At 68.2% G+C, this 25577-nt stretch carries 22 protein-coding genes and 2 tRNA genes; 8 read left to right on the top strand and 16 right to left on the bottom strand.

Annotated features, from left to right (window positions below; genetic code table 11):
• Positions 1–96 precede the first annotated feature (96 nt).
• The 7 genes from rpmE to argS form a co-directional block, all read right to left on the bottom strand.
• Positions 97–318, bottom strand: coding sequence for a 50S ribosomal protein L31 (gene rpmE / locus ON43_RS07580; RefSeq protein ID WP_040805189.1), 222 nt, complete (start codon positions 316–318; stop codon positions 97–99).
• A 672-nt stretch (positions 319–990) separates the two neighbouring features.
• On the bottom strand, positions 991–3066 hold the full coding sequence (gene rho / locus ON43_RS07575; protein WP_083913223.1) for a transcription termination factor Rho: 2076 nt from the start codon (positions 3064–3066) through the stop codon (positions 991–993).
• 356 nt (positions 3067–3422) lie between these two features.
• Positions 3423–4379: a homoserine kinase gene (thrB, locus tag ON43_RS07570; RefSeq protein ID WP_040805230.1), complete on the bottom strand. Its 957-nt coding sequence runs from the start codon at positions 4377–4379 to the stop codon at positions 3423–3425.
• Between the two features lie 25 nt (positions 4380–4404).
• Complete coding sequence (gene thrC / locus ON43_RS07565; RefSeq protein ID WP_040805187.1) at positions 4405–5493, bottom strand: threonine synthase; 1089 nt, start codon at positions 5491–5493, stop codon at positions 4405–4407.
• Entirely contained in the window at positions 5490–6818 is a 1329-nt protein-coding gene (locus ON43_RS07560) for a homoserine dehydrogenase (RefSeq protein ID WP_051178115.1), read from the bottom strand. Before ON43_RS07560 ends, thrC begins: the two co-directional genes overlap by 4 nt.
• A complete protein-coding gene (gene lysA, locus ON43_RS07555) occupies positions 6815–8236 on the bottom strand; it encodes a diaminopimelate decarboxylase (protein WP_040805186.1) in 1422 nt (473 codons plus the stop codon). Before lysA ends, ON43_RS07560 begins: the two co-directional genes overlap by 4 nt.
• Complete coding sequence (gene argS / locus ON43_RS07550) at positions 8237–9895, bottom strand: arginine--tRNA ligase (protein WP_040805185.1); 1659 nt, start codon at positions 9893–9895, stop codon at positions 8237–8239.
• Positions 9896–10017: 122 nt separating this feature from the next.
• Between argS and ON43_RS07545 the strand changes: the two genes are divergently transcribed.
• From ON43_RS07545 to ON43_RS07530, 4 genes are all read left to right on the top strand, one after another.
• Positions 10018–10992: a thioredoxin-like domain-containing protein gene (locus ON43_RS07545; protein WP_040805183.1), complete on the top strand. Its 975-nt coding sequence runs from the start codon at positions 10018–10020 to the stop codon at positions 10990–10992.
• An 11-nt stretch (positions 10993–11003) separates the two neighbouring features.
• Positions 11004–11717, top strand: coding sequence for a DUF305 domain-containing protein (locus ON43_RS07540; RefSeq protein WP_040805226.1), 714 nt, complete (start codon positions 11004–11006; stop codon positions 11715–11717).
• Positions 11718–11828: 111 nt separating this feature from the next.
• Positions 11829–11904: transfer RNA gene (locus tag ON43_RS07535), tRNA-Arg, on the top strand.
• 418 nt (positions 11905–12322) lie between these two features.
• Positions 12323–13621, top strand: coding sequence for an alpha/beta hydrolase family protein (locus ON43_RS07530; protein ID WP_051178112.1), 1299 nt, complete (start codon positions 12323–12325; stop codon positions 13619–13621).
• An 18-nt stretch (positions 13622–13639) separates the two neighbouring features.
• Here the strand turns inward: ON43_RS07530 and ON43_RS07525 are convergent, their stop codons facing one another.
• The 5 genes from ON43_RS07525 to ON43_RS07505 all read right to left on the bottom strand — a co-directional run bounded on the left by ON43_RS07525 (position 13640) and on the right by ON43_RS07505 (position 19301).
• A complete protein-coding gene (locus ON43_RS07525) occupies positions 13640–14989 on the bottom strand; it encodes a hypothetical protein (protein ID WP_040805182.1) in 1350 nt (449 codons plus the stop codon).
• 144 nt (positions 14990–15133) lie between these two features.
• On the bottom strand, positions 15134–15487 hold the full coding sequence (locus ON43_RS07520) for a hypothetical protein (RefSeq protein ID WP_040805181.1): 354 nt from the start codon (positions 15485–15487) through the stop codon (positions 15134–15136).
• 90 nt (positions 15488–15577) lie between these two features.
• Positions 15578–16705 carry an ABC transporter ATP-binding protein gene (locus tag ON43_RS07515; RefSeq protein ID WP_083913222.1) on the bottom strand — a complete coding sequence of 376 codons (1128 nt, stop codon included), beginning with the start codon at positions 16703–16705 and terminating at the stop codon, positions 15578–15580.
• Positions 16702–18276: an ABC transporter permease gene (locus ON43_RS07510; protein WP_040805180.1), complete on the bottom strand. Its 1575-nt coding sequence runs from the start codon at positions 18274–18276 to the stop codon at positions 16702–16704. Before ON43_RS07510 ends, ON43_RS07515 begins: the two co-directional genes overlap by 4 nt.
• 2 nt (positions 18277–18278) lie before the next feature.
• Positions 18279–19301: an iron ABC transporter substrate-binding protein gene (locus ON43_RS07505; protein WP_040805177.1), complete on the bottom strand. Its 1023-nt coding sequence runs from the start codon at positions 19299–19301 to the stop codon at positions 18279–18281.
• Between the two features lie 158 nt (positions 19302–19459).
• Here ON43_RS07505 and ON43_RS07500 point away from each other — a divergent pair, with 158 nt between their 5' ends.
• Complete coding sequence (locus ON43_RS07500; protein ID WP_051178110.1) at positions 19460–19903, top strand: Rv0361 family membrane protein; 444 nt, start codon at positions 19460–19462, stop codon at positions 19901–19903.
• 46 nt (positions 19904–19949) lie between these two features.
• Positions 19950–21317, top strand: coding sequence for a metallophosphoesterase (locus ON43_RS07495; protein WP_245568502.1), 1368 nt, complete (start codon positions 19950–19952; stop codon positions 21315–21317).
• Between the two features lie 45 nt (positions 21318–21362).
• Here ON43_RS07495 and ON43_RS07490 read toward each other — a convergent pair.
• A tRNA-Cys gene (locus ON43_RS07490) sits at positions 21363–21436 on the bottom strand.
• Positions 21437–21563: 127 nt separating this feature from the next.
• On the opposite strand from ON43_RS07490, the gene ON43_RS07485 reads away from it, so the two are divergent.
• Both ON43_RS07485 and ON43_RS07480 read left to right on the top strand, forming a co-directional pair.
• Positions 21564–22106: a MarR family winged helix-turn-helix transcriptional regulator gene (locus tag ON43_RS07485; RefSeq protein WP_040805220.1), complete on the top strand. Its 543-nt coding sequence runs from the start codon at positions 21564–21566 to the stop codon at positions 22104–22106.
• A gap of 76 nt (positions 22107–22182) precedes the next feature.
• Entirely contained in the window at positions 22183–23235 is a 1053-nt protein-coding gene (locus ON43_RS07480) for an Hsp70 family protein (protein WP_040805174.1), read from the top strand.
• Positions 23236–23296: 61 nt separating this feature from the next.
• Here ON43_RS07480 and ON43_RS07475 read toward each other — a convergent pair whose 3' ends face one another.
• The 3 genes from ON43_RS07475 to ON43_RS07465 form a co-directional block, all read right to left on the bottom strand.
• A complete protein-coding gene (locus ON43_RS07475) occupies positions 23297–24073 on the bottom strand; it encodes an enoyl-CoA hydratase (protein ID WP_040805172.1) in 777 nt (258 codons plus the stop codon).
• Positions 24070–24972: a 3-hydroxyisobutyrate dehydrogenase gene (gene mmsB / locus ON43_RS07470; RefSeq protein WP_040805170.1), complete on the bottom strand. Its 903-nt coding sequence runs from the start codon at positions 24970–24972 to the stop codon at positions 24070–24072. The genes ON43_RS07475 and mmsB overlap by 4 nt, the downstream gene beginning before the upstream one ends.
• On the bottom strand, positions 24972–25577 hold a 606-nt coding region (locus ON43_RS07465; protein ID WP_040805168.1), incomplete at its 5' end, for an enoyl-CoA hydratase/isomerase family protein. The genes ON43_RS07465 and mmsB, both read right to left, overlap by 1 nt.

The raw sequence follows: 25577 nt of genomic DNA, 5'->3' as shown, positions 1-25577 counted from the left end.
GAAAGTATGTGTGAGCCGTCTCGGCTCGCTGCGACTAGGTGCACAAACGCGCCGACGCCCGGCCCGCGAGGTGCGGGACGGGCGTCGGCGGGGCAGCTAGTTGGCAGCCTTGTTGCGCTTGCCGTAGCGAGCCTCGAAGCGAGCCACGCGGCCACCGGTGTCCAGAATCTTCTGCTTGCCCGTGTAGAACGGGTGGCACTGGGAGCAGACCTCGACCGTGATCTGGCCCGACTCCTTGGTGCTCTTGGTCTGGAAGGTGTTGCCGCAGCCGCACACGACCGTGGTGTCCACGTACGTGGGGTGAATTCCTGCCTTCATGGGTGTCCTTTCGAAGGGCTTTGGGTCGCCTCGCGCAACTGCTGTCCACAGTGGACCGCGATACGAGACGTGAACCAAAACCGACTAGGCATGGTTGCCGACGGAAAAGTATATGCGCTGCAACCGAGTGGTCGTCACGAGGGGTGACACGGGCTTGAACATGCGGTTCGACCGGTTTGTTCCCGCCCGCCACCCCAAGAAACTACGGGCACGCATATTCCGGGGGCTCGAGTGAGGCTGGAAGTCGAGTAGTTCGCTACTCAAGAATGCGAACACTCGTGTTCATAGAGTTCTGTCCAGGTGATAGTCACGCGGCGATCGGAAGGACGAGGCGGTGACCAGGAAGGAAGCGACAGCTGGGGGAATCCTGGCGCTGCTGGCCCTGATGGTCGCCACGGGCTGGTGGTTGGCTCCCGGAGAGTCCGGCAACGCGGTGGGGACCCTGAGCCCGGCCCCACACCCACCGCGGGGGGACGCCACGATCACCTACACAGCGGTCACGGCGCCGGACTACACCGGTGCCGTGACCGCGACCATCCTCGGGTTCATGATCATCGGCGCGGCCGGCATCGGAGCGATCTTCTTCAGCCCGCAGAAAAGACCAAGCCCGCAGATACGCCGACGGCCCCGCCGGAGCGGGGCCGTCGTCGTCAGTTCCGTTGCGCGAGCGACTTATTCGTCGATCGCGCCGGGGGCGGTCTTGGAGACCGTCATCAGGAACTCGATATTGCTCTTGGTCTTCTTCAGGCGGTCGACCATGAGGTCGATGGCCTGATGCGAGTCCAGACCGGACAGCACGCGCCGCAGCTTGTGCAGCACGGCCGCCTCGTCGGGCGACATCAGTAGATCGTCGCGGCGGGTGCTGGACAGGTTCACGTCCACCGCCGGGAACACGCGGCGCTCGGCGATCTTGCGATCGAGCTTGAGCTCGGCGTTACCCGTGCCCTTGAACTCCTCGAAGATGACCGTGTCACCGGTGGAACCGGTCTCGACCAGCGCGGTCGCGATGATGGTGAGCGAGCCGCCGTTCTCGATATTGCGGGCCGCGCCGAGGAACCGCTTGGGCGGGTACAGCGCGGTGGAATCCACACCACCGGAAAGGATTCGGCCCGACGCCGGGGACGAGTTGTTGTACGCGCGGCCCAGACGAGTGATCGAATCGAGCAGCACGACCACGTCCTGACCCATCTCGACCAGGCGCTTGGCCCGCTCGATGGCCAGCTCCGCGACCGAGGTGTGATCGCTCGGCGGGCGGTCGAAGGTGGAGGCGATGACCTCGCCGCGCACGGAGCGCTGCATATCGGTCACTTCCTCGGGACGCTCGTCCACCAGCACCACCATCAGGTAGCACTCGGGGTTGTTGGTCGCGATCGCGTTGGCGATGTCCTGGATCACCATCGTCTTACCCGCCTTGGGCGGGGACACGATCAGCGCGCGCTGGCCCTTGCCGATCGGCATGATCAGGTCGATGATGCGCGTGGTCAGCTTGTTCGGCGTGGTCTCGAGCCGCAGTCGCTGGTTCGGGTACAGCGGGGTGAGCTTGTTGAATTCCGGTCGGCGCTTGGCGTTTTCGACGTCCGAGCCGTTGACCGTGTCCAACCGCACCAGCGGATCGAACTTCTGGCGCTGGTTGCTCTGATCGCCGTCGCGCGGGGCGCGCACCGCACCGGTGATGGCGTCACCGCGGCGCAGGCCGTTCTTGCGGACCAGGTTCATCGACACGTACACGTCGTTCGGGCCGGCCAGGTAGCCGGAGGTGCGGACGAACGCGTAGTTGTCGAGGACATCGAGGATGCCGGCGACCGGCTGCAGGACGTCGTCCTCGCGGATCTCCATCTCGCGGGTCTCGCCGCCACCGGCGTTGCCGCCCTCGCGATCCCGGCCCCGGCGCCGCTCTCGGAAGCGACGGCCCCGACGGCCGCGGCCGCCTTCCTCGTCGTCATCGTTCCGGTCGTCGCGCGGGTTGGCGCGACCGGTGCCGTTCTGGTTCTGCTGGCCGCCGTTCTGGTTCCGCTCACCGCGGTCGTTGCGCTGGTTGCGCTCGCCCTGGTTGCGGTCACCCTGATTGCGGTCGCGACGGCGCTCGCCGCCCTCCTGCTCGCCCTTGTCGGCGGCGGGGGCCTCGGCGGTGGCGGTCTCGGCGTTCGCGGCACCGCGATCGGCACCGCCGCGCTGCTCACGGCCCCGACGCTGACGACCGCGGCCGCGCTGGCCGCCCTCACGATTGTCGTCACCCTCGGCGCGGGCGTTGTCGCCCTCCTCGCGCTTGGATTCGCGAGTCTCCGAAGCGTTTTGGCGCGACTCGGTCTTCTCGGCGTTGTTCGCCGGAGCCTCGGTCTTCGCTTCGGCCTTCACCTCGGCCTTGGCGGAAGCAGCCTCGGCGGGGGCGGACTTCTTCGACTCGGCGGCAACAGGGGCCGACACGGACTCCCCACCCGTCGGCGCGTCCTCGCCCTTGGCCTTCGCGTTCCGCGTGGCCTTGCCGGTGGCGGGCTTCGCCGTGCCCCCCGACTGGTTCTCCTTGATAGCGGCGATGAGATCACCCTTACGCATCCCGGAAGTGCCTCGGATACCGAGCTCTCCCGCAAGCGCACGCAACTGCGGCAACAACATTCCAGTCAGCCCCGATCGTGCGACGTCAGTTTGTTCGCTCATCTTCGAAATCTGTCCGGAGTCACTTTCGCGGCTCCCCGAGGACGCTGAATCGCTATCCGTCCCGGGTGTCGCGAGCAGGTCCGTATCTGTCACGGAAATCCTTTCCTTCCCTCGACCGCCGTGTGCCTGTTCGAGGGTTCCTCCTGCAGTCCGGTCTCTCGCCGGACTCGGATGCCGTATCGCCTGTCCCGCCGGACCGGTGGGTCACCACCACGTGGGCTTCGCCATCGAGTGCTGGTGCTCATCAGAGGTGTTCATTGAACAGCCAGGTGGGAGAGATCATTCCAGATGACTGGCTACCCCCAAGTTTCGAGCCTCAAGCCTCGAGCCTGAGCAAGGAGCCTTTCTGGAGCGATTTGCCCTGATGAAGCACCGGCGTCTGACGCGCACGATGTACGGACTCGCTCAGGATAGCTCCCGCCTTTTGCATCGGCAAGGCAGGCACGCTGTCAATCCACCAATACTCCGCCGGCAATACCCGGCTCGAGTACGCGCATGCCGTCCGCGATCGCGAGTTCGCGCAGTTCTTCGGGGAATTCGCTGGTCGTGAAGGCGAGCACGGTCGGACCCGCGCCCGACACGGTCGCCGCGATGCCGGCCTCGCGCAGCCGTTCCACCCATTTGGTGGTCAGCGGCAGCGCCGAGGCGCGGTAGCCCTGATGTAGCCGGTCCGCCGTGGCGGGAAGCAGCAGGTCGGGCCGCTGCGTCAAGGCGACTACCGCGAGCGCGGAACGGCTCGCATTGAAGGCCGCGTCGACATGCGGAACCGAATCCGGGAGCAGGCCGCGGGTGTGCGCGGTGGCCGAACGCTCCTCGGGAATGAGCACCACCGGGCGCAGCGAGGGGTGCGGTTCCAGGCGCACGGCGCGGTAAATTCGCGCGTGATGTGCGTCGGCACTGCCGTTTTCGTCGGCCGAACGGTCGGTTTCGGTCCAGCACACCACAAATCCGCCGAGAATGCTGGCGGACGAATTATCCGGGTGGCCTTCGAATTCCCCGGCCAGCTGCACCAGCACGTCATCGCCGTAGGCCAGTTCGGGATCGAACTTCGCGGCCAGACCGCGACCGGCGGCCAGACCGCCGACCGCCGCCGAAGCCGAGGAACCCATGCCCCGCGAGTGCGGAATCACGTTGCGGCACACCACGTCCAGGCCGTCGGCCCACACTCCCGCGGCCTGCAGGCCGCGCTCGATGGCCCGCACCACCAGATGCGAAGGGCCCCAAGGCACGTCATCCGCGCCCTCCCCTTCGACCCGGATGGTGAGGCCGGAGTCCGTGGTGGAAACCACAATCTCGTCGTAGAGCCCCAAAGCGATTCCCAAGGAATCGAAACCCGGACCGAGATTCGCGCTGGACGCCGGAACCCGCACGGTGACGGAGATTCCGGCGGGCAGCGTCCGGGTCATGACCTGAGCGTCGCGCGCGGTCAACTCAGGCCAGCTCGAGCTCGTGGGCCACGGCGACCGGGTCGACCGCGATGGGCTTGACCTCGGGCATCCCCTTGAGGGCATTGTCCGGGTCCTTGAGGCCGTTGCCGGTCACCGTGCACACCACGGTGAGGCCGGAATCCAGCCAGCCCTCGGCGCGCGCGGCCAGCAGACCGGCGACCGACGCGGCGGAGGCGGGCTCCACGAAGACGCCCTCCTTGGCGGCGACCAGGCGGTACGCGGCCAGGATCTCGTCATCGGTGGCCGCGCGGAACGCGCCGCCCGACTCCTCCTTGGCGGCCACGGCCTGGTTCCAGGACGCGGGCGCGCCGATCCGGATGGCGGTGGCGATGGTCTCCGGGTTCGACACCGGGGCGCCGTTGACCAGCGGCGCGGCGCCGGCGGCCTGCACGCCCAGCATGCGCGGGCGCGAGGTGGTGGTGCCGTCGGCGTAGTACTCGCTGTAGCCCTTCCAATACGCGGTGATGTTGCCCGCGTTGCCGACCGGCAGCACGTGCACATCGGGGGCCTTGCCCAGCGCGTCGGCGATCTCGAAGGCGGCGGTCTTCTGGCCCTCGATGCGGGCCGGGTTCACCGAGTTCACCAGGCCGACCTCGGGGAAGTCGGAGGTGACCTTGCGGGCCAGCTCGAGGCAGTCGTCGAAGTTGCCGTCCACCTGGATGATCTTGGCGCCCAGCATGACCGCCTGGGCCAGCTTGCCCATGGCGATCTTGCCCGACGGAATCAGCACGGCGCAGTGGAGACCGGCGCGGGTGGCGTACGCCGCGGCCGAGGCCGAGGTGTTACCGGTGGAGGCGCACAGCACGGCCTTCTTGCCGTTGTACTTGGCGTCGGTCATGGCCATGGTCATGCCACGGTCCTTGAACGAACCGGTCGGGTTCGCACCCTCGACCTTGAGGTACACCTCGCAGCCGGTGAGCTCGGAGAGGTGGTGCGCGGGCACCAGCGGGGTGCCGCCCTCGAAGAGAGTGACGGCCTTCCAGTCGGCGGGGATCGGGAGGCGGTCCCGGTACGCGTCGATCAGACCCGGCCAGGGCGTGTGCACGGCTGCGGCTCGTGCTGTTGCACTCATTCCTCGGTGCCTTCCAATCTCAGAACACTGGTCACGGACGTGACGGAGTCCAATTCGGCCAACGCGGCAACGGTATCTGCCAGTGCGGATTCCTGCGCGTGGTGGGTCACCACAACCAGGCGCGCGCCCTCGTTCTGGCCTTCCTGGCGGACCGTCGAGATGCTCACATGGTGCTTGGCGAATTCACCCGCGACCGCCTCCAGCACACCCGTGCGGTCGGCCACCTGCAGGTTCACGTGGTAGCGGGTCGGGGTGTCGCCGATGGAAGCGATCGGCAGCTCAGCATAAACCGATTCGCCGGGGGCCCGGCCACCGAAGAACTTGTTGCGAGCCGCCATCACCAGATCGCCCATCACGGCCGACGCGGTGGGAGCGCCGCCCGCGCCCTGCCCGTAGAACATCAGGCGACCGGCGTTCTCGGCCTCCACGACCACGGCGTTGAACGCGCCGTTGACCGCGGCGAGGGGGTGCTTGCGCGGGATGAGCGCCGGGTAGACGCGCACCGACACCTTGTCCTTGCCGTCCTCGTCGGAGACCCGCTCGGCCATGGCCAGCAGCTTGACCGTGCAGCCCACGGCCGCGGCGGTCTCGAGATCCTCGGCGGTGATCTTGGAGATGCCCTCGCGGTAGACATCGCCCGAGGTCACGCGGGTGTGGAAGGCGACCGAGGCGAGGATGGCGGCCTTGGCGGCGGCGTCGTAGCCCTCGACATCGGCGGTCGGGTCGGCCTCGGCGTAGCCCAGGCGGGTGGCCTCGGCCAGCACATCGGCGTAGTTCGCGCCGGTCTCGGCCATGGCCGAGAGGATGAAGTTGGTGGTGCCGTTCACGATTCCGACCACGCGGTTCACCCGGTCGCCGGACAGCGACTGGATGAGCGGGCGGATCACCGGGATGGCGCCCGCGACCGCGGCCTCGAAATACAGGTCGGCGCGGTGGTTCTCGGCCGCGGCGGCCAGTTCGCCGGTGTAGTCGGCCAGTAGCGCCTTGTTGGCGGTGACCACGGACTTGCCCGCGTTCAGCGCGGCGCCGATCAGGGTGCGGGCCGGTTCGATGCCGCCCATGACCTCGACGACGATGTCGACATCGTCACGGGTGACCAGGGTTTCGGCATCGGTGGTGAGCAGCTCGGCGGGCAGGCCGCGGTCCTTGTTCAGGTCCCGCACCGCGACGCCGCGCAGCACGACGGGCGCGCCGACGCGGTTGCAGAGATCGTCGGCGTGGTCGCGAATGATGCGCACGACCTCGGTACCGACCGTTCCCATGCCGAGGACGGCGACCCCAATGGGATGATCCTGTCCCCACACACCGGTCTTGTTCTCGGTCATGCTTCCACCTCCAAGCTGAGTAGGTCCTGCACCGTCTCACGGCGAAGGATCAAGCGCGCCTTACCGTCTCGCACCGCGACCACGGCGGGCCGGGTGAGCATGTTGTAACGGCTCGACATCGAGTAGCAGTACGCGCCGGTCGCGGCCACCGCCACCAGGTCGCCCGGGCCGACATCGGCCGGGAGCCAGGTATCGCGGATGACGATGTCCCCACTCTCGCAATGCTTTCCGACCACCCGAGCCACGACCGGATCGGATTCGCTGCTCCGCGAAACCAATCGGCAGTCGTACTCGGCTTGATACAGCGCGGGCCGGATGTTGTCGCTCATACCGCCGTCGACACTGACGTAGCGGCGCTGCGCACCCGCGTCGAGCGTGACGTCCTTGACGGTACCGACCTCGTAGAGCGTGATGGTGCCCGGTCCGGCGATGGCCCGGCCCGGCTCCACCGCGATCTCGGGCTTGGGCAGCTCGAGCGCGGTGGCCTCGGTGTCCACGATGTGGCGGACCTTGTCGGCGAAATCGAACAGCGGCGGCGCGTCGTCACTCGGCACGTACGAAATGCCGAGTCCGCCACCGAGATCCAGCAGATGCATCTGCTCGGTCCGGGCCACGCCGAACTTGGCGCCGACCTCGCTGAGCAGCCGCAGCATGCGCCGGGTGGACACCTCGAAGCCGTCGATGTCGAAGATCTGCGAGCCGATGTGGCTGTGCAGCCCGACCAGGCGCAGATTGCGCGCGTCGAAAACGCGGCCGATGGCGTCCAGCGCGGACCCGTCGGCGATCGAGAAGCCGAACTTCTGATCCTCGTGCGCGGTCGAAATGTATTCGTGGGTATGCGCTTCCACGCCGACGGTGACCCGGACCAGCACGTCCTGGACGACCCCGGCGCGGCCCGCGACGGCCTCCAGCCGGTCGATCTCGATCAGCGAGTCGAGCACCACGTGCCCGACGCCCGCCGCGACCGCCTGCTCGAGCTCGACCACCGATTTGTTGTTGCCGTGCATGGCGATTCGCTCGGCCGGGAAGCCCGCGTTCAGGGCCACCGCGAGTTCGCCGCCGGAGGCGACGTCCAGGTGCAGGCCCTCGTCGCGCACCCAGCGCGCGACCTCGCCGCACAGGAACGCCTTGGACGCGTAGTGCACCCGGGCGTTGTCGCCGTAGGCGCGCACCATATCGCGGCAGCGGGAGCGGAAGTCGTCCTCGTCCACGATGAACAGCGGCGTGCCGTACTCGGCGGCCAGTTCGGTCACCGGGATTCCGGCCATGGTGACGACACCGTCGGCGTCGCGAGAAGCGTTGCGCGGCCACACATGTGCGGGCAGTTCGATCATCTGCGCCGGGTCACTCGGACGCTCCGCGATGGTCGGGGCGTGCGGGATGTCCGCGTGGCGGGGTCCGGCGGGGTGGGCACTCATTTACATACGCTCCGGGGCAGAGACGCCTAGCAGGCCGAGGCCGTTGGCGAGAACCTGACGGGTGGCTTTGACCAGCTCGAGGCGGGTGGCATTGAGGGGGCTGACGGCGTCGTCGCCCTGCGGGATGACGCGCAGCGTCTTGTCGGACTGGAAGGGGTGGTAGGCCCCGGCCAGTTCTTCCAGGTAGCGCACCACGCGGTGCGGCTCGCGGGTCTCGGCGGCGGTGGCGACCACCCGCGGGTACTCGCCCAGGGTGCGCACCAGCTCGCCCTCGCGGTCATCGGTGAGCAGCGCGAAATCCGGTGTCACCGAGGCGAAGTCGAAGGCGGCGGCATTGCCGATGATCTGATTGGTGCGGGCGTGCGCGTATTGCACGTAGTAGATCGGGTTCTCGCTGTCCTGCTTGGTCCACAGGTCCAGATCGATATCGATGCTGGAGTTCACCGAGGAGCGCACCAGCGAATACCGCGCGGCGTCCACGCCGATGGCGTCGACCAGGTCGTCGAGGGTGACGACGGTGCCCGCGCGCTTCGACATCCGAACGGCCGCACCGTCTTTCACCAGGTTCACCATCTGGCCGATGAGCACCTCGACGGTGTCCGGGTCGTCGCCGAAGGCGGCCGCGGCGGCCTTCAGCCGGCCGATGTAGCCGTGGTGATCCGCGCCCAGCATGTAGATGCACAGGTCGAATCCGCGCGAGCGCTTGTTCTGGAAGTAGGCGATGTCACCGCCGATGTAGGCGGACTTGCCGTCGCTCTTGATGACGACGCGGTCCTTGTCGTCGCCGTACTCGGTGGAGGCGATCCACCAGGCGCCGTCCTTCTCGTAGAGCTTGCCCGACTCCTTGAGCGTCTCGATGGCCTTCTCGACCGCGCCCGAGGCGAACAGCGAGCTCTCGTTGAAGTACACGTCGAAGTCGACGCCGAACTCGTGCAGGTTCTGCTTGATCTGCGCGAACATCAGCTCGACGCCCTCGCGGCGGAACAGCTCGTGCCGCTCGCCCTCGGGCAGTTCGGCCGCGCCCGGGTTCGCCTTCACGATGGTGTCGGCGATCTCGTTGATGTACGCGCCCGCGTAGCCGTCCTCGGGGGTGGGCTGCCCGGTGGCGGCCGCGACCAGCGAGTTGGCGAAGCGGTCGATCTGCGCGCCGTGGTCGTTGAAGTAGTACTCGCGGGTGACCTCCGCGCCCTGCGCGGACAGGATCCGGCCCAGCGCGTCACCGACGGCGGCCCAGCGGGTGCCGCCCAGGTGAATCGGACCGGTCGGGTTGGCGGAGACGAATTCCAGGTTGATCTTCTGGCCGCCGAGCGTGCCCGCGGTGCCGAACTTCTCACCCGCCTCGAGGATTTTCTCCACGATCGCGCCCTGCGCGGCCTTGGCCAGGCGGATGTTCAAAAAGCCAGGTCCGGCGACCTCGGCGGCGTCGATGCCCTCGGCCTGGGACAGCGCCTCGGCGAGCAGGGTTGCGAAGTCGCGAGGGTTCATTCCCGCTTTCTTCCCTACCTGCATGGCCACATTCGTGGCATAGTCTCCGTGCTCGGGGTTGCGGGGACGCTCCACCTTGACCTCGTCGGGCAGGACCGCAGGGTCGGATCCGCGTTCGACAAGTACCTTCGCCGCGGTAGCACGAAGGAGATCTGCAAGGTCAGCTGGAGTCACGAGTCACTATCCTATGGTCTGAGCAGGTGAACGCCGCGAGCGGGCACCACCGGGCAGGCGCCCAGCAAACGATGCGGCCGTATCGTTTGATTGTCCGACACGTCGAAGAGAGCACCAAAAGCATGCCGAGTAGGACCAGTGCCAAGTCGGCCAAGGCCATCAAGGCCGCGGGCAAGTCATCCGGTTCCTCCCGCAAGGGCGGCGGAGGCGGCAACCTGGGCGGGAAGCGCCAGATTCCCTGGCTCATGATCGGGGCCGTGCTCTGTGTGATCGCCCTGATCGGCGGCATCGCCTGGGTCATCGTGCCGAAGATCCAGGACAAGCAGGCCACCACCAGGGCGCAGTCCGATGTCAAGGAGTTCGTCCCGACCGCGCAGCTGAAGGATCCCTCCGAGAAGATCCCCGGCGTCGTGAAGAAGGACTACCCGGCCGGTCTGCACATCACCGCCAAGCAGCGGGTCAACTACGACCAGGCGCCGCCGTTCGGCGGCCCGCACGACGGATCGTGGGCGAACTGCATGGGCACGGTGTACAGCAAGGCGATTCGCACCGAGAACGCGGTGCACTCGCTCGAGCACGGCGCGGTCTGGATCTCCTACAACCCCGACAAGCTCAGCGGCGGCGACGTCGACAAGCTGAAGCAGTCGGTCAAGGGCCGTCCCTACATGCTCATGTCGCCGTATCCCGGCCTGGACCACGCCATCTCGCTGCAGTCGTGGGGCCACCAGCTGAAGCTGGACAACGCCGGTGACGAGCGCATCCGCGACTTCATCACCGCGCTGCGGCTGAACCAGTACGCCTACCCCGAGGTGGGCGCGGACTGCGCGAACCCGACCTTCAACGTGTCCAACCCGCCCGCCTTCGACCCGAGCGCGCCGGGCCCCGACGCGATCCCGATGGACGGCAAGGGCATTCAGCAGGACCAGAGCGAGCTCGGCGGCGGCAGCGGCATACCGGGCATGCCCGGCGGCATCCCCGGTATCCCGGGCGGCATCACGCTGCCGAGCGACAGCCCGACCGTGCCAGAGGGCGTTCCGGCCATCCCGGCGCCCACCGACGCGTCGACCGAGCCGCAGCAGCCGGCTCCGACGCAGTAATGCCGCCGTTCATGTCCGACGTACCCGATCGCAGCTCCGAGCCCGATCCCTCCGACGCGCCCGCTCAGCATCCCCGCCGCAACCAGCGGCAGGTGGTGTTGATGCTGGCCATCGTGGGTGTGCTGCTCACCGGATTCCTGGGCGGCATCCTGGTGAGCAATGCCATGCACACCACGCCGGAGACGCCCGGCGTGGTGGATGTCGGCTTCTCCCAGGACATGTCGGTGCATCACGCGCAGGCGGTGCAGATGTCGGGCATCGCGCTGTCCGGATCCACCGATCCGGCGGTGAAGCGGCTGGCCTACGACATCCTCACCACCCAGGCCAATCAGGCGGGCCGCATGCAGGGCTGGCTCCAGCAGTGGAACGAGCCCCTCATAGCCCCCGACGGCTACATGGGCTGGATGACCGATATGTCCGCCCACCAGCATTCGGGGACGGCCATGCACTCCGGCGCGGTGCAGACCATGCCCGGCATGGCCTCGGATCAGGAGATGGCGGCCCTCGGCCAGGCCACCGGCACGGCCCTGGACACGCTGTTCCTGCAACTGATGCTGCGCCACCACCAGGGCGGCATGCCGATGATCGAATACGCGGCCCAGCGCGCCGACACCGACGCGGTGCGTTCGCTGGCCGAGAGCATGGCCAAAACGCAGAAGAGCGAGGCCGATCTGATGACCCAGATGCTCACCGAACGCAAGGCCACCCCCCTGCCGATGAACTGACGGGTGTGGGCCGGGCGACCAAAACGCCCGGTCCACCCTCCTTTTTGGCGCAGCGCACCCGATGCGATACGCTTTCCCAGCCCGACCGGGAGACCGGACGGGACCATCCCCGCCCTCGTAGCTCAGGGGATAGAGCGTCTGCCTCCGGAGCAGAAGGCCGCAGGTTCGAATCCTGCCGAGGGCACCACGTAAGGCCCCGATCGCAATCTGCGATCGGGGCTTTTCCGCCTCTCCGGGACTTCAGCGGACGGCAGAGAGCCGTCGCCGGTTCTGCACCCGGGCTTGCGGTTTGGTGCCGAACCGATTTTGGACGTACCCGGCGAGTTACCCGGACCGGCGCGAAATCAGTTGTCACGCTGGGCAACGGAAAGACCGGTGTAACGATTCGTGGCACAGACTGACTGACTTTTCGTGCCATCGTCGTGGATGTGTATTCCGCAGGGCGGGATTGGCGACCAGAGTGGGTACTGCGCATCGCGGTGCCCGGGTGTGCAGGAGGCAGCCGGGCACCGCGGTCGTTTCCGGGGGATTTCAGCGCGGTGCTTCGGTGGTGCCCGGCCGTGCCTTGCCATGTGAAATAGCAACGGGCCGGTATGTTCTGAGGGGTGTCGGAGAACGAGAGCGCCCGGGCCGGACAGCCGCAGCGACGTGTCTCGCGCCCGCTCGCCGGGGGAATCAGCACCGTGCTGGCGGCCACGATCGCGAGTGTGAGCCTGGCCGCGCCGGTCTGCGCGCGGCCGGTGGTACCGGACGCGGTCGCCATCGCCGCGGAGGCCGACACCGAGCAATCCTTCTACGTCCCCGCCGCGGACCGGGTGCCGGGCCCGCATGGCTCGATGATCCAATTGCGGCCGCTCACAGGCGATCCCGCGCTCGCGGGCGCACGCAACTACCTGGTGCTGTACCGGTCGATCGATATGCAGGGCGATCCGGTCGCGGTCTCGGGCACCCTCGCGGTCCCTGAGGGCGTACCGCCGCCGGGCGGCTGGCCGCTCATCTCCTGGGCGCACGGCACCACCGGCGTCGCCGATATCTGCGCGCCCTCGACCGACACCTCCCCCGACTTCCCCGCACACGACTACACCTCGCTGGTGCGCCGGGTACAGGAGCGCTGGATCGCGGCCGGATACGCGGTGGCGCAGACCGACTATCAGGGTCTGGGCACGCCCGGCCCGCACGGGTATCTGATCGGCACCGCCGAGCAGCGCGCGGTCACCGATATGGCAAGGGCCGCACGGGAAGTCGATCCCGATATCGGCAAACGCTGGGTGGCGATGGGGCATTCGCAGGGCGGTCAGGCCGCCATCTTCACCGATGCGCAGGCCCAGCAGTGGGCTCCGGAACTGCAATTGCTGGGCTCGGTGGCGCTCGCGCCCGCCTCCCATCAGGGCATCGGGCTACAGGCCTCGCAGCTGGCCACCACCGCGGGCGTGGCGGGCGCGCTGGCGCCGCTCACCGGCGGCGCGGTGTCGTTCCTGCCGCTGATCATTCGCGGCGCGCAGACGGTGGCGGACCTGGATCCGGCCCGATTCCTCACGCCGCGTGCGCTGTCCATGCTCGGGCAGGCCGACACCGGCTGTATCGGGCAGCTGCGGCAGCCGGACTCCTGGGGCGGACTCAGTGCCGACGACGTGTTCCTGCGCGGCGGCGACCTCACCGGCCTGACCCGCGTGCTGAACGAGAACGACCCCGCCGCACTGTCTTTCACCCAGCCGCTGCTGGTGCTGCAGGGTCGCGCCGACACCACCGTTCCGGCCCTGGCCACCGATGCCATGTTCGCGCAGCAGCGGGCGGGCGGTCAGCCGGTGCAGTATCGCGGCTATCCGGGCGTGGATCACCGCGGCGTCCTGGAGGCCTCGTTCAATGACGCGCTGGCCTGGGTGGACACCCGCTTCGGCCGCTAGCGCAGCCGGGCTCGGTCGTCAGCGCAGCCGCGCGAGGTTCCGCGCTCGTTCCTTCAGCGGATCGCGATCCTTCAACAGGAGCAGTCCGGCCCCGCAGCCCAGGGTGACCACCAGCGCCATCCAGCCGGGCAGCGACGAGATCTCCCCCTGCGGATCCCGATACCAGTGCGGCGAGTAGGCGACGCGCCCGAAACTGCTGCCGCGCAAGGCCACCACCAGGCAGGGCACGATCAGCACCGCGACCGCCACCACGGCGCTGCCCGCGGTCTCGGGCACGGCGACGCCGAAGCAGAGGCCGATGATCAGGCCGGTGAGGGTCACCCCGAGGATCGGGATCACCGGGTACTGATGCGCCAGGTCCGCGGTGCAGGCCGCGAACACGGCCAGTCCCCCGGTCGCGGCCAGCGCGAGCCACGGTGTGCGCCAGCGCCGTCCGGCGGCCAGGCCGACCACCACGGCGATCACCGGGAAGGGCGCGCTCCAATCCGGCCGCGGCACCGCGATGATCGCGCTGCCCGCATTGGCGACGGCGACCGACAGCAGCACGAGGGTCCCGTCACGCCCCGGCAGCAGCAGCGCCGCCACCACCGCGGCGACCACGGTGACGGATACCGCGACGGCGACCTGCGCCGGTGTGCCCGCATGCCGCACGAACCATTCCGTCGAGAGCGCGGTCGCGGTGACGATGACCAGCGCCGACAGGATCGGCCCGATGGCCAGATCGGTATTCTCGTCGCCCGCCGCGGGATCCGTCCGCTGTACCGCGATGCCCACCGCCAGCAGACCGGCCGTCAGCACCATCATCCATACCGGTGGCGTACCGCCGGCGGCCCAGGCGATGAGCGGATTGTCGTCGGCCGAGTCCGGCAGTGAGGTCTGATCGCCGATGAGGATCGCCGACAGCGCCCCGATCAGATACGCGCCGGTCGCGAGCGGCTTGCCGAACACCGCGACCGCGAGCGCGCCGAGCAGGATGCCGCTGAAGATGGAGTCGATGTAATTGACCGTGGTCATGGCCCCCGCGGTGGCCGCGTCCCGATTCCAGAGCTGGTCGATCACCAGCATCACCACGCTGCCGCAGGCCGCGATCCACGCGCTGCGCCGCCCGAGCGCGACCACCAGCGCCGCCGACACCACCGCGAACGCCGCACCCGCCGCCGCGGCGCGGGGCATGTTCAGCACCATCAGATCCAGTTGCAGCACCGGGCCTTCGGCGGAAGAGCCGAGATCGAGCGGGGCCATCAGCAACAGTCCGGCGATCACCGCACCCAGCAGCGCACCCGCCGCCTCGACCGGACCCGCGAATCTGCGGATGTCCGCCGGCGCGATCACGCCCGGCGAACTTGCCAACGCGAACTTCGCGCCCATCTCGTCACCTCTCGTCGGTGATGCGACGCCTTCCGCGTTACAGCAATAACGAACAGCTATCTCCGGCCGAGGTTAACAGGGTTGTTCTGAGCGAATTCTGAGAAGTGCAATCGGTCACACCGACGGGAGCAACCGGTCAGCGGGTCAGGCGCAGCGGAAGCGGAAGGTGGCCAGCGGGGTGATGCCGGGGACCGAGGTGACCTCGAGGGCCGGGTCGCTGTCGAGCCCGCAGCCGGTCGGCGTGCTGATCTGGACCCGGTAGCAGCCGGTCGCGCCGTTGTAGACGGCGGAGCCGTCGAGGCCGGTGGTCACCGTCGCGATCTTCGCTCCCCCGCCGCAGGGCCCGATATCGGCGGCGACGCCGGCCATCGGGAACTGTTCGGGCCCATAGACGGCCTGCACCTTCACCACGGGGTCGCCCGATGGTTCGGCACCCGCCAGCGGTGCCAGCGCGCATGCGGCAGCGAGAACGGATGTGACGAGCAGCGTGCGGCGCACCGGGCCTCCTTGGGTCGAGCCGAGGCGAATTGGCCTCCGCGCCAATATAGGCGGTGCACCGACCGTCCAGTCACATTCTGGGGAGACGGATCAGAGCGCGGAGACAGCGTCCGGGACAGCCACGGTGGCCGGTGTCGAGCTGCCCGCGGTACGGCCCGCCGCCACGCACTGCTCGGAGGTGAAAGCGACTGCCGCGCCGAGCACTTCGAGATCCACCCGGTCGCCGACCACTGGTGCGTCCACGCTCACCCGCCGTACCTGGATGGGCTCGGGGCAGCCGTCGAGATCGAGGGTGAGCATGATGTCCGCGCCCCGGAATTCGGCGGCGCGCACGGTCGCACAGCCGTTGTGGCCATTGGTGATGGCCCGCGCCAGCAGCTGTTCCGGCCGCATCATGACCGCGCCCGCGCCGACGGGCGCGTTCACCTGCACCGGAATCCGGCCCAGCACGGTCTCGGCCGTCTCGGTCCCGATGGTGGCGTCGAGCAGCACGGTGTCGCCGAGGAATCCGGCCGTGAACAGATCCGCCGGTGCGGCGTACACCTCTTCCGGCGTGCCGACCTGGGTGAACCGCCCCGAGCACATGACCGCCACCTGATCGGCGAAGGACAGCGCCTCCTCCTGGTCGTGGGTGACCAGGATGCTGGTCATGCCCGCGGCGCGCAGGGTTTCGGCGACGGCCTGCCGGGTGGCGGCGCGCAGTCCGGTGTCGAGGGCGCTGAAGGGCTCGTCGAGCAGCATGAGCTTGGGCTTGCGCGCCATGGCGCGGGCCAGCGCCACGCGCTGCTGTTGCCCGCCGGAGAGCTGATGGGGGCGTCGATCGGCGTAAGACGGGTCCAGCGAGACCATTTCGAGCAGCTCGGCCACGTGCTCCCGGTGCTTGCGCTTGCCGCCCAGGCCGCCGCCGAGCCCGTAGGCGATGTTCTGCCCCACGGTCAGGTGCGGGAACAGCGCGCCGTCCTGCGCCACATAGCCGATGGCACGGCGGTGCGGCGGCAGCGAGAACCCTTGCCGGGTAATGGTTTCCCCGCCCACGGAGACCGAGCCCGCGTCCGGGTTCTCGAAGCCCGCGATCACCCGCAGCAGCGTGGTCTTGCCGCAGCCGGAGGACCCGACCACCGCGGTGGCGCTGCCGTCGGCGACCTCGAGGCTGATGCCGTCGAGCACCGGCGCGTGTCCGAAGGTCTTCGAAACCTGGTCTACGACAAGACGACTCACAATCCCGCCGCCTTCCTGGATTGAGTGAACAGCAGATAGGTGACCGGCACCGAGGCGATGATCATGATCAGCGCGTACGGCGCGGCCGCCGCATAGTCCAATTCGCCCGACAGCTGCCAGAACTGCATGGCGAGGGTGCGGGTTCCATTGGGCGCCAGCAACAGTGTGGCGGTGAGCTCGGTGGCCACGGCCACGAACACCATGGCCGCCGCCGCGGCCGCCGCGGGCGCGGTCAGCCGCAGCGTGACCCGGAAGAACGTTGCGGTGGGCGACTTTCCGAGCACCTGCGAGGCCTCCTCCAGCCCCACCGGCACCTGTGCCAGCCCGGCCCGCACGCTCACCAGGGCGCGCGGCAGGAACATGAGCGTGTAGGCGGCCAGGATGGTCGCGGCCGTCTGATAGAACGCGGGCAGCCAGCGAATCGACACCGTCACCAGCGCCAGCGCGACCACGATGCCGGGCAGCGAGCTGGTGATGTAGTTGGCTCCCTCGATGATTCGCGCGAATCGTGAGTTCGAGCGGACCGCGATCCAAGCGACCGGGAAGGCGCACAGGGTGGTGATCACCGCGGCGGTGGCCGCCAAACCGAGGGTCTGGCCCAGGGATTGGCCGATCTCGGCGGTGTCCCACACCGCCGAGCCGCCGATCTTCAGCCAGCGTCCGATGGTCCACAGCGGCACGCCCAGGGTGGCCGCCAGCGCACCGGCCAGCAGCGCGAACATCGGAATCTTGCCCAGGCCCAGCCGAATCCGGGCGGCGCCCCGCTGTGCGCCGCCGCCGATGCGCGCGTAGCGGGCCCGCCCGCGCACGGTGGCCTCACCGGCCAGCAGCACCAGGCACAGCACCACCAGCACCCCGGCCAGCGTGCTGCCCGCCGCGCCCGCGAAGCTCGACTGGTACTGCTGGAAGATGGCGGTGGTGAAGGTGTCGAACCGGATCATGGCGAACGCGCCGTACTCGGCCAGCAGGTGCAGCGAAATCAACAGTCCGCCACCGAGAATGGCCAGCCGCAGCTGCGGCAGCACGACGCGGGCGAAAACGGCGACCGGCCCGGAGCCCAGGGCCCGAGCCGATTCCTCCACGGCGGGATCGAGCCGCCGCAATGTCGCCGCCGCCGGTAGGTACACCAGCGGGAAGTACGAGACGGTCGCGACCAGCACCCCGGCCCACAACCCGTGCAGCGAGGGGATCGTGCTCACCCAGCCGTAGCTGTTGACGAAGGCCGGAACCGCCAGCGGGGCCGCGAAGATCGGCCCCCACCAGGCCGCGCCCGGCACGTCGGTGCGTTCCACGATCCACGCCAGGCCGATGCCGAGCGCGACGCAGATCGGCACGGTCAGCACCACCAATTCGGCGGTATTGCGCAGCAATTCGCCCACGCGCGGGCGGAAGATCAAGTGCGCGGTCTCGTTCCATCCGGTGGAGACCAGGGTGGACACGATGTAGCCCAACGGCACGAAGGTGGCCGCCACCAACAACAGCGCGGCGGCGGTGACCAGCCACCCCGGGCGAATGGCCCGGGGAGCGGTCACCTTCGAGGCCCGGGTGGGCACATCGGTCCGAACAGCCACGGTTACAGCAGACCCGCCTCGGTCATGAGCTGCGTGACCTTCTTGGCGTCCAGCTTGCTCGGGTCGATCTTGGGCGCGTCCAGCGAGGCCAGCGGCGGCAGCGCCTTGTTGGCGGCGACGTCGGAGGCCACCGGGTACTCCATGGAGTCACCGTTCTGCAGCACCTCCTGGCCCTTCTTGGAGGTGATGAAGTTCAGGAACTTCTGAGCATTGGCCTGCTTGGTGCTCGACTTCAGCACGCCGCCACCGGAAATGGAGACGAAGGCGCCCGGGTCCTGGTTCTTGAAGTAGAACAGCTGGGTGTTGCCGCTGTTCTCCTTGGTCTTGGCCTGGTCCTTGAACCAGTAGTAGTGGTAGATCACGCCGCCGTCGATCTGGCCGGCGTTGGCGTCCTTCATGACGGAGGTGTTCGTCTTGTCCGCGACGACGTTCTCCTTCATGCCCTTCAGCCACGCCTTGGTGACGTCCTCGCCCTTCTGGGCGAGCAGGGCGGCCACGATGGCCTGGAAGTCGGCGCCGGCGGGGGCGGCGCCCCACTTGCCCTTCCACTGCGGCTGCTGCAGATCGAGCAGCGACTTGGGCAGCTGGTCGGCCGGGAGCTTGGCGGTGTTGTAGACGAAAACGGTGGAGCGGGCGGCGATTCCGGTCCACTTGCCGGTGGACGGGCGGAACTGCTCGGGCACCTGCGCGAGAGTGTCCTTGTCGACATCCGCGAAGAGTCCGGCGTTCTCGACCAGCGCCATGGCGGGCGAGTTCTCGGTGAGGAAGACGTCGGCCTTGGAGTTCTTGCCCTCGGCGACGATCTGGTTGCCCAGGTCGGTGTCACCGCCGCTGCGGATGGTCACCTTGATGCCGGTGTCCTTGGTGAACGCGTCCACCCACTCCTTGGTGAGGGACTCGTGCTGGGCGTTGTAGACCAGGATCTCGTTGTCGTCCTTGGACGAGTTGGAGCAGGCCGTGGTCGCGCCGAGCACGGCGATCGCCGCCAGCGCTCCGGATACCAGTTTCCATCGAGCCGCCGTCATGACCGTCCTTTCACTCGCTCGACCTCACCTCTGAGGTTTGCCTAACCAACGTACAGTCCCACGTGACCGGTTCAAATGCCACCCCGCCAATCGAGGCGGAATCGCTGTAATCTGCGGTCGTTCACCAACCGAAGATCGGCCCGAGTCGAAGGATCTCGATGACCCTGAATCGCCGCACCCCTCTGACCATCGGACTCGGCGTGGCGGCCGTGGTACTCGTGGGCGGAGGCATCGCCACCGCGGTGACGTTGAACGGCAAGGATTCCGGGGTAAGCGACGACAAGCGCGTCGAGACCGCGGTGCGCGACTTCTATACCGCGATGTCCACCGGCGGCGCCTCCCAGGCGGTCGGCAAGACCTGCGCGGGCGACCGCGCCCAGTACGACGCGCTGCCCGAGGCCCAGAAGAAGGCCATGGATCAGGGCAGAGTCTCGATGCGGGTCGATTCGGTCCAGGGCATCACCATTACCGGCGATCGCGCCACCGCCGTCACCCTCGGCACCTTCAGCGTGCCCGGCGCGGCGGACAGCAAGCGCTCCGCCAATGAACACCTGCGCAAGGAAGACGGCGTATGGAAGGTCTGCTCCACCGACGCGAAATAGGACGGCCATGACCTGCTGCGGCCCGAATCGGCGGCAACTGCTCGGCATGATCGCGGCAGCAGCGACGATCCCGGCGGTGTGGGCGAGTCCGGCTCGCGCACAGCCGGGTTCGCTCGTGGTGACCGACCTGGAGGTCGTGACGATCACCGAGGCGTCGGTGGTCTTCACCTGGACGACCCTCGGTCCCGATGCGGCGGGCAATCCCGTTCCGGTCGAGACCGACGGTGAGATCTGGCTCGGCCCCGCCGACGGATCCGGGCTGCGGCAGGTCTTCGGCGACTCGCGCCCGACCGCCTACCACTACGCGGAGGTCACCGGCCTGGAGCCGGGCCGCACGTACCGCTTCGAGGCGCGCTCGGCGGGCATCGCGGCGACACCCGCGGTGAATGTGGTGACACGGCAACCGAATACACCCGAGGCACAGGGCGTCTTCACCACGCTGGTGCCGCCGCCCGGCCGTCTGCTGCGAACCCTCGCGCTCACCAACGACATTCACTACGGCGAGGAGGTCAGCGGCATCATCACCGCGGGCCTGCCGCCCGGTTTCCGCCAAGAGCCCGGTCTCGCACCGTATCCCGAGGTCATGCTGTCGGCGCTACTGGACGATATGCACCGCCCCGATCGCGCCGTCGACCATCTGCTGCTGGCCGGTGACCTCACCGCCGAGGCGACGCCCGAGCAGGTGCACGGTGTTCACGCCCACCTCGTGAACTGGGGTGTGGCGGGCCGGGACTGGTTCGCCGCCCGCGGCAATCACGACCGGCCGCACGTCGGCTCGGACTACGCGGGCTGCACCCCGTATCTGGACCACAACGACTGCTGGGGCGATTCCTTCTCCGCCAGACAGCAATTGGTGTCGCACGAGGTCGGTGAGCTGCGACTGATCGCGCTCGACACTACTGAGTTCGATATCGCGGGCGGCAACCTGGACCGATCCCAGCTCGACGAACTGCGCGACCTGCTCACCAGCGATCCCGACCGCCCCACACTGCTTTTCGGCCACCACCCGATCACCACCGAATCCGGCTGGTCCAACCTCGCGGGCCCTAGCTTCATCCTGAATGCCGCGAATGCCGCTGAGCTGCAATCGATCTACCGGTCCGCCCCCGGCGTCTTCCTGCACCATTCCGGCCATACCCACCGCAACCGCCGCACCCGGCCCGACCTGCCCATCCCCGTCGAATTCCTGGAAGTCGCGGCCTGCAAGGAATACCCGGGCGGCTACACCCTGCTCCGCCTGTACGAGGGCGGCTACATGGCCAACTTCTACAAGACCCGCACCGAGGGCGCGCGCCGCTGGAGCAACCGCTCGCGCGGCGAATACTTCGGACTGCTGCCCGAGTACACGCTCGGCACCACCGCCGACCGCAATCACACGGTGTTGCGCGACCTCACGGGAGTGTCACCCACCTGAACACGAAAACGCCCCCCATATCCGGCATGGGAGGCGCTTCCTCGATGGAGCGAGCGGCGGGAGTCGAACCCGCGTGTACGGCTTTGCAGACCGCTACCTAGCCCCTCGGTCACACCCGCATCGTGGCTCCAATAGTGCGGCAAATCGGGCACGCTGCCGAGGTTTCCAATCACCGTGATTTGTACGAGTGACCGGATCGGCTCGGCGCGGCGACCAACCGGTCGGCGACGTGCGATGATCGGGGGCATGTCGCGTCCACGTCCGCTGCCGCTCGATCCGATCGAGGAGGCGCATCGTCAGTGGACCGAGCACGGCTGGGGCGATGTGGCCGACGGGATGGCGGCGGTGACGTCGCTGGTTCGGGCGCAGCAGATCGTGATGGCGCGGGTGGACGAAGCTTTGCGACCGTCCGGTTTGACCTTTTCCCGATACGAGCTACTCATGTTGCTGAGTTTCAGCAAAACCGGCGCGCTGCCCATGGCCGTGGCCAGTGCCCGGCTGCAGGTGCACCCCACCTCGGTCACCAATACGGTCGACCGACTCGAAGCCGCCAATTTGGTGAAGCGTGTGCCACATCCGAGTGACCGGCGGGCGACGCTCATCGAAATCACCGATGCCGGAAGAGATTTGGTGTCCAAGGCCACCACTGAGCTGAACCGGCGGGTTTTCGCCGAGGCGGGTCTGCCGCCGGAACGATTGCAGTTGCTGCTGCAATTGCTGTCGGAGTTCCGGCAGGCGGCCGGCGACTTCGATCCCGGTAGCTCCGCCACCCGCTGGGCCGGTCAGTAACTCTTCAGCGACCCAGCAGCCAATTTCCTGCGTCATAGTCTTGGATTCGGCTCGCAAAAGGTTCACCATTGAGGCCATGGTGCTGGTCCTCGGGGTGTCGGCGGGCGCTGCTGGCGCACGCGCCATGCTCACCCATTCCGACCAGCCTCACCTGCCCCCCATCGACCGTTGCAAGGTCCTACGCCGTGCCGGTGGCGGGAGCATGGAGGAGGCGGTGTTCGAGGCCATTCGGCTGATGCGTAAATCGGCCGCCAAGCGGGACGAATTCATTACCGGCATCGCCGTGACCTGTCGCTGCAACACCCATGCCGAATCCGTCCGGACCGCCGCGGGCCGCAATCGCCTCACCGTCATCGACGAGCCGGTGGCCCAGCTCAGATACCTCAGATTCACCGGCAGACTGCCCACCGAGGGTTCGGTACTGCTCTACGACCTAGGCGCCTCCGGTCTGACCCTCACCCAGATCGACTGCCGAACCGACGCCATCCTCGCCCACAAGCGCAGCACCGTGCTGGGCGGTGACGGCCACGACGCCCTGCTGCGCTGGCTGCTCACCCGCAGCGGCGTCACCCTCGACCTGGCGGCCACCCGCCGCGAGAAGGAGGCGCTGGCCAACGAACGCGTGCTGGCCGTCTGCGACCCGATCACCGGGCAGCGCACCGTGGTCACCCGCAGTGATTTCGCCGAACTGGTCGAAGCGGGCATTCATCACTCGGTCTCCTTCGTCCGCCACATGATCGGGGAGACCGGCGTCCGGCCGACCGGCATCGCCCTATTAGGTGGCTGCACGCGCAACAAGAGCATCCGCGACGAGCTCGAGGGCCAGCTCGACCTGCCGCTCATCTACGATCCCGAACCAGAATTCGTCTCCACCCGCGGCGCGGTTCTACTCGCCGCCGAGCGCCCCTCCGCCCGCAGCATCCGCAGCGTCCATCTGACACCGCATTCGGGTGCGCACGAGGCCCCCTCCTCCCCCGTCTCCCGCCGCAAACTCGTTGCGGCGGTGGCGGTTACCGCCACTCTCGGCGGCACCATCGTCGGCGCATTGGCCATGAACCGCGACGGCGGCGACCACACCGACGGCAAGCCCCCGACCGTCGAAGTCGTCGGCCCGCCCAAACACGGCTGACCCCAAAAACCAACGTGCCCCGTTGCCGTCAGGCAACGGGGCACGAGAGTTTTTGCGTCGCTTACTTGTTCGTGAAGTTCGCCGGTCGCTTCTCGACGAAGGCGTTCATGCCTTCCTTCTGATCCTCGGTCGCGAAGAGCGAGTGGAACACCCGACGCTCGAAGCGCAGCCCCTCGGTGAGAGTGGTCTCGAAGGCGCGATCGACTGCCTCCTTGGCGATCATGACCGACGGCAGCGACATGGACGCGATGGTCTCCGCGACCTCCATGGCGGTGGAGACCAGCTCGGCGGCGGGCACGATGCGCGAGACGAGGCCCGCGCGCTCGGCCTCCTCGGCATCCATGTTCCGGCCGGTGAGGATGAGATCCATGGCCTTGGCCTTGCCGACCGCGCGGGTGAGGCGCTGCGAGCCGCCCATGCCGGGGATGACACCGAGCTTGATCTCGGGCTGCCCGAACTTGGCGGTGTCGGCGGCGATCAGGATGTCGCACATCATGGCCAGTTCGCAGCCGCCGCCGAGGGCGTAGCCCGCGACCGCGGCGATGATGGGCTTACGGAAGGCGACCAGACGGTCCCACCCGGCGAAGTGATCGGCCAGGAACATGTCCATGTAGGACTTGGTCTGCATTTCCTTGATGTCCGCGCCGGCCGCGAAGGCCCGGTCGGATCCGGTCAGCACGACCGCGCCGATCTCGTTGTCGTTCTCGAGCTCGTCGAGGGCCGCCGAGATATCGGTCAGGACCTGCGAGTTCAGCGCGTTGAGGGCCTTCGGCCGGTTGAGCGTGATGAGGGCGACCCGCCCCTTGCGCTCCAGCAGAATGGTCTCGAAGTCGGTCACGCCGGTTCCTCTCCCGATCGCTTGCGGATATCCGTGACGATAGCCGAGAAGTCCTTGCCCGCTTCGTCCTGGTTGAAGCGGCTGTAGATCTCCGCCGCCAGCAGGCCGAGCTGTCCGTCCACGCCATTGCCGCGCAACGCGCTGGCCGCCAGACCGAGGTCCTTGGTCATGAGCGCGGTCGCGAAGCCGGGCTGGTAGTCATTGTTGGCCGGGCTGGCCGGAACCGGGCCGGGCACAGGGCAATACGAGGTCAGCGCCCACGACTGGCCGGAGGCGGTGGACACCACGTCGAAGAACTTGTCGTGGGTCAGGCCCAGCTTCTCGCCCAGCACAATGGCTTCCGACAGGCCGATCATGGAGATGCCCAGCAGCATGTTGTTGCAGATCTTGGCGGCCTGGCCGACGCCCGCGCCGCCGCAGTGCACGACCTTGCCGCCCATGACCTCAAAAAGCGGCAGGGCCGCGGCGAAGTCGGCGTCCGCGCCGCCCACCATGAAGGTGAGGGTGCCCGCCGCCGCGCCCGCCACGCCACCGGAGACGGGGGCGTCCAGGGCCCGATGTCCCGCCGCGGCAGCGAGTTCCGCGGCCTGCTTGGCATCGGCGACGTCGATGGTGGAGCAGTCGACGAACAGGGTGCCGGGCTTGGCGGCGGAGAGGACCTCGGTGTAGAGGTCGAGCACGATGCGGCCGTTGGGCAGCATGGTGATGACGATGTCGGAGGCCGAAACCGCTTCGGCGGCAGTGGCTACGACGGTCGCGCCGTCCTCGCGGGCCTGGGCCTGCGCGGCGGGGACGGGGTCGAAGGCCAGCACCTCGTATCCGGCCTTGACCAGGTTGGCGGCCATCGGCCCGCCCATGTGGCCGAGCCCGAGGAACCCGACCTTGGTGTTGTTGCTCATTACACGTCCTTCGGTGCGGCCAAACCCAATTCGCGATCGCCGAGCGCGCCGAAGTAGGCGTCCACCTCGGCCTCGGTGACCTCCGCCAGGGTGGCGGGCGACCACTGCGGGTTGCGGTCCTTGTCGATGACCTGGGCGCGAATGCCTTCCACCAGGTCGTGGGTGTTGAGGGAGGCGATGGAGACCCGGTACTCCTGGTTCAGCGCGTCCTCGAGATCGGCGGCCTTGCGGGCGTTGCGCAGCGAGCGCAGCGTGACCTTCAGCGCCACCGGGGATTTCGACAGCAGGTCCTCGGCGGCCTTGGCGGCCTCGGCGCGGCCGTCGATCCGCAGTCGGTGCGCGATCTCCTCGACGGTGTCGGCGCTGTAGCAGGAGTCGATCCAGTCCTGCTGGGCCACGAACTCCGAAACCGGTGCGGGCTGCGCGAATTTCGCGATGGCCACGTCGACCTCGTTGTCGTGCAGGGCCTCCAGCAGCGCCGGCAGGTGCTCCGACGGCACGAAGTAGTCGGCGAATCCGGCCGCGATGGCGTCACCGGCGGACATGCGCGCGGTGGTGAGCCCGACGTGGGTGCCGATCTCGCCGGGCGCGTGCGCGAGCAGGTA

It is taken from the genome of Nocardia concava NBRC 100430 (assembly GCF_000308815.1).
Lineage (GTDB): Bacteria > Actinomycetota > Actinomycetes > Mycobacteriales > Mycobacteriaceae > Nocardia > Nocardia concava.
This window is presented reverse-complemented; position numbering and strand designations above follow the sequence as displayed.

Coding starts and splice junctions, on each gene's coding strand:
- rpmE (WP_040805189.1), bottom strand. CDS start 318: ATGAAGGCAGGAATTCACCCCACGTACGTGGACACCACGGTCGTGTGC.
- thrB (WP_040805230.1), bottom strand. CDS start 4,379: ATGACCCGGACGCTGCCCGCCGGAATCTCCGTCACCGTGCGGGTTCCG.
- thrC (WP_040805187.1), bottom strand. CDS start 5,493: ATGAGTGCAACAGCACGAGCCGCAGCCGTGCACACGCCCTGGCCGGGT.
- ON43_RS07560 (WP_051178115.1), bottom strand. CDS start 6,818: ATGACCGAGAACAAGACCGGTGTGTGGGGACAGGATCATCCCATTGGG.
- lysA (WP_040805186.1), bottom strand. CDS start 8,236: ATGAGTGCCCACCCCGCCGGACCCCGCCACGCGGACATCCCGCACGCC.
- ON43_RS07545 (WP_040805183.1), top strand. CDS start 10,018: ATGCCGAGTAGGACCAGTGCCAAGTCGGCCAAGGCCATCAAGGCCGCG.
- ON43_RS07540 (WP_040805226.1), top strand. CDS start 11,004: ATGTCCGACGTACCCGATCGCAGCTCCGAGCCCGATCCCTCCGACGCG.
- ON43_RS07525 (WP_040805182.1), bottom strand. CDS start 14,989: ATGGGCGCGAAGTTCGCGTTGGCAAGTTCGCCGGGCGTGATCGCGCCG.
- ON43_RS07505 (WP_040805177.1), bottom strand. CDS start 19,301: ATGACGGCGGCTCGATGGAAACTGGTATCCGGAGCGCTGGCGGCGATC.
- ON43_RS07500 (WP_051178110.1), top strand. CDS start 19,460: ATGACCCTGAATCGCCGCACCCCTCTGACCATCGGACTCGGCGTGGCG.
- ON43_RS07495 (WP_245568502.1), top strand. CDS start 19,950: ATGATCGCGGCAGCAGCGACGATCCCGGCGGTGTGGGCGAGTCCGGCT.
- ON43_RS07485 (WP_040805220.1), top strand. CDS start 21,564: ATGTCGCGTCCACGTCCGCTGCCGCTCGATCCGATCGAGGAGGCGCAT.
- ON43_RS07480 (WP_040805174.1), top strand. CDS start 22,183: ATGGTGCTGGTCCTCGGGGTGTCGGCGGGCGCTGCTGGCGCACGCGCC.
- mmsB (WP_040805170.1), bottom strand. CDS start 24,972: ATGAGCAACAACACCAAGGTCGGGTTCCTCGGGCTCGGCCACATGGGC.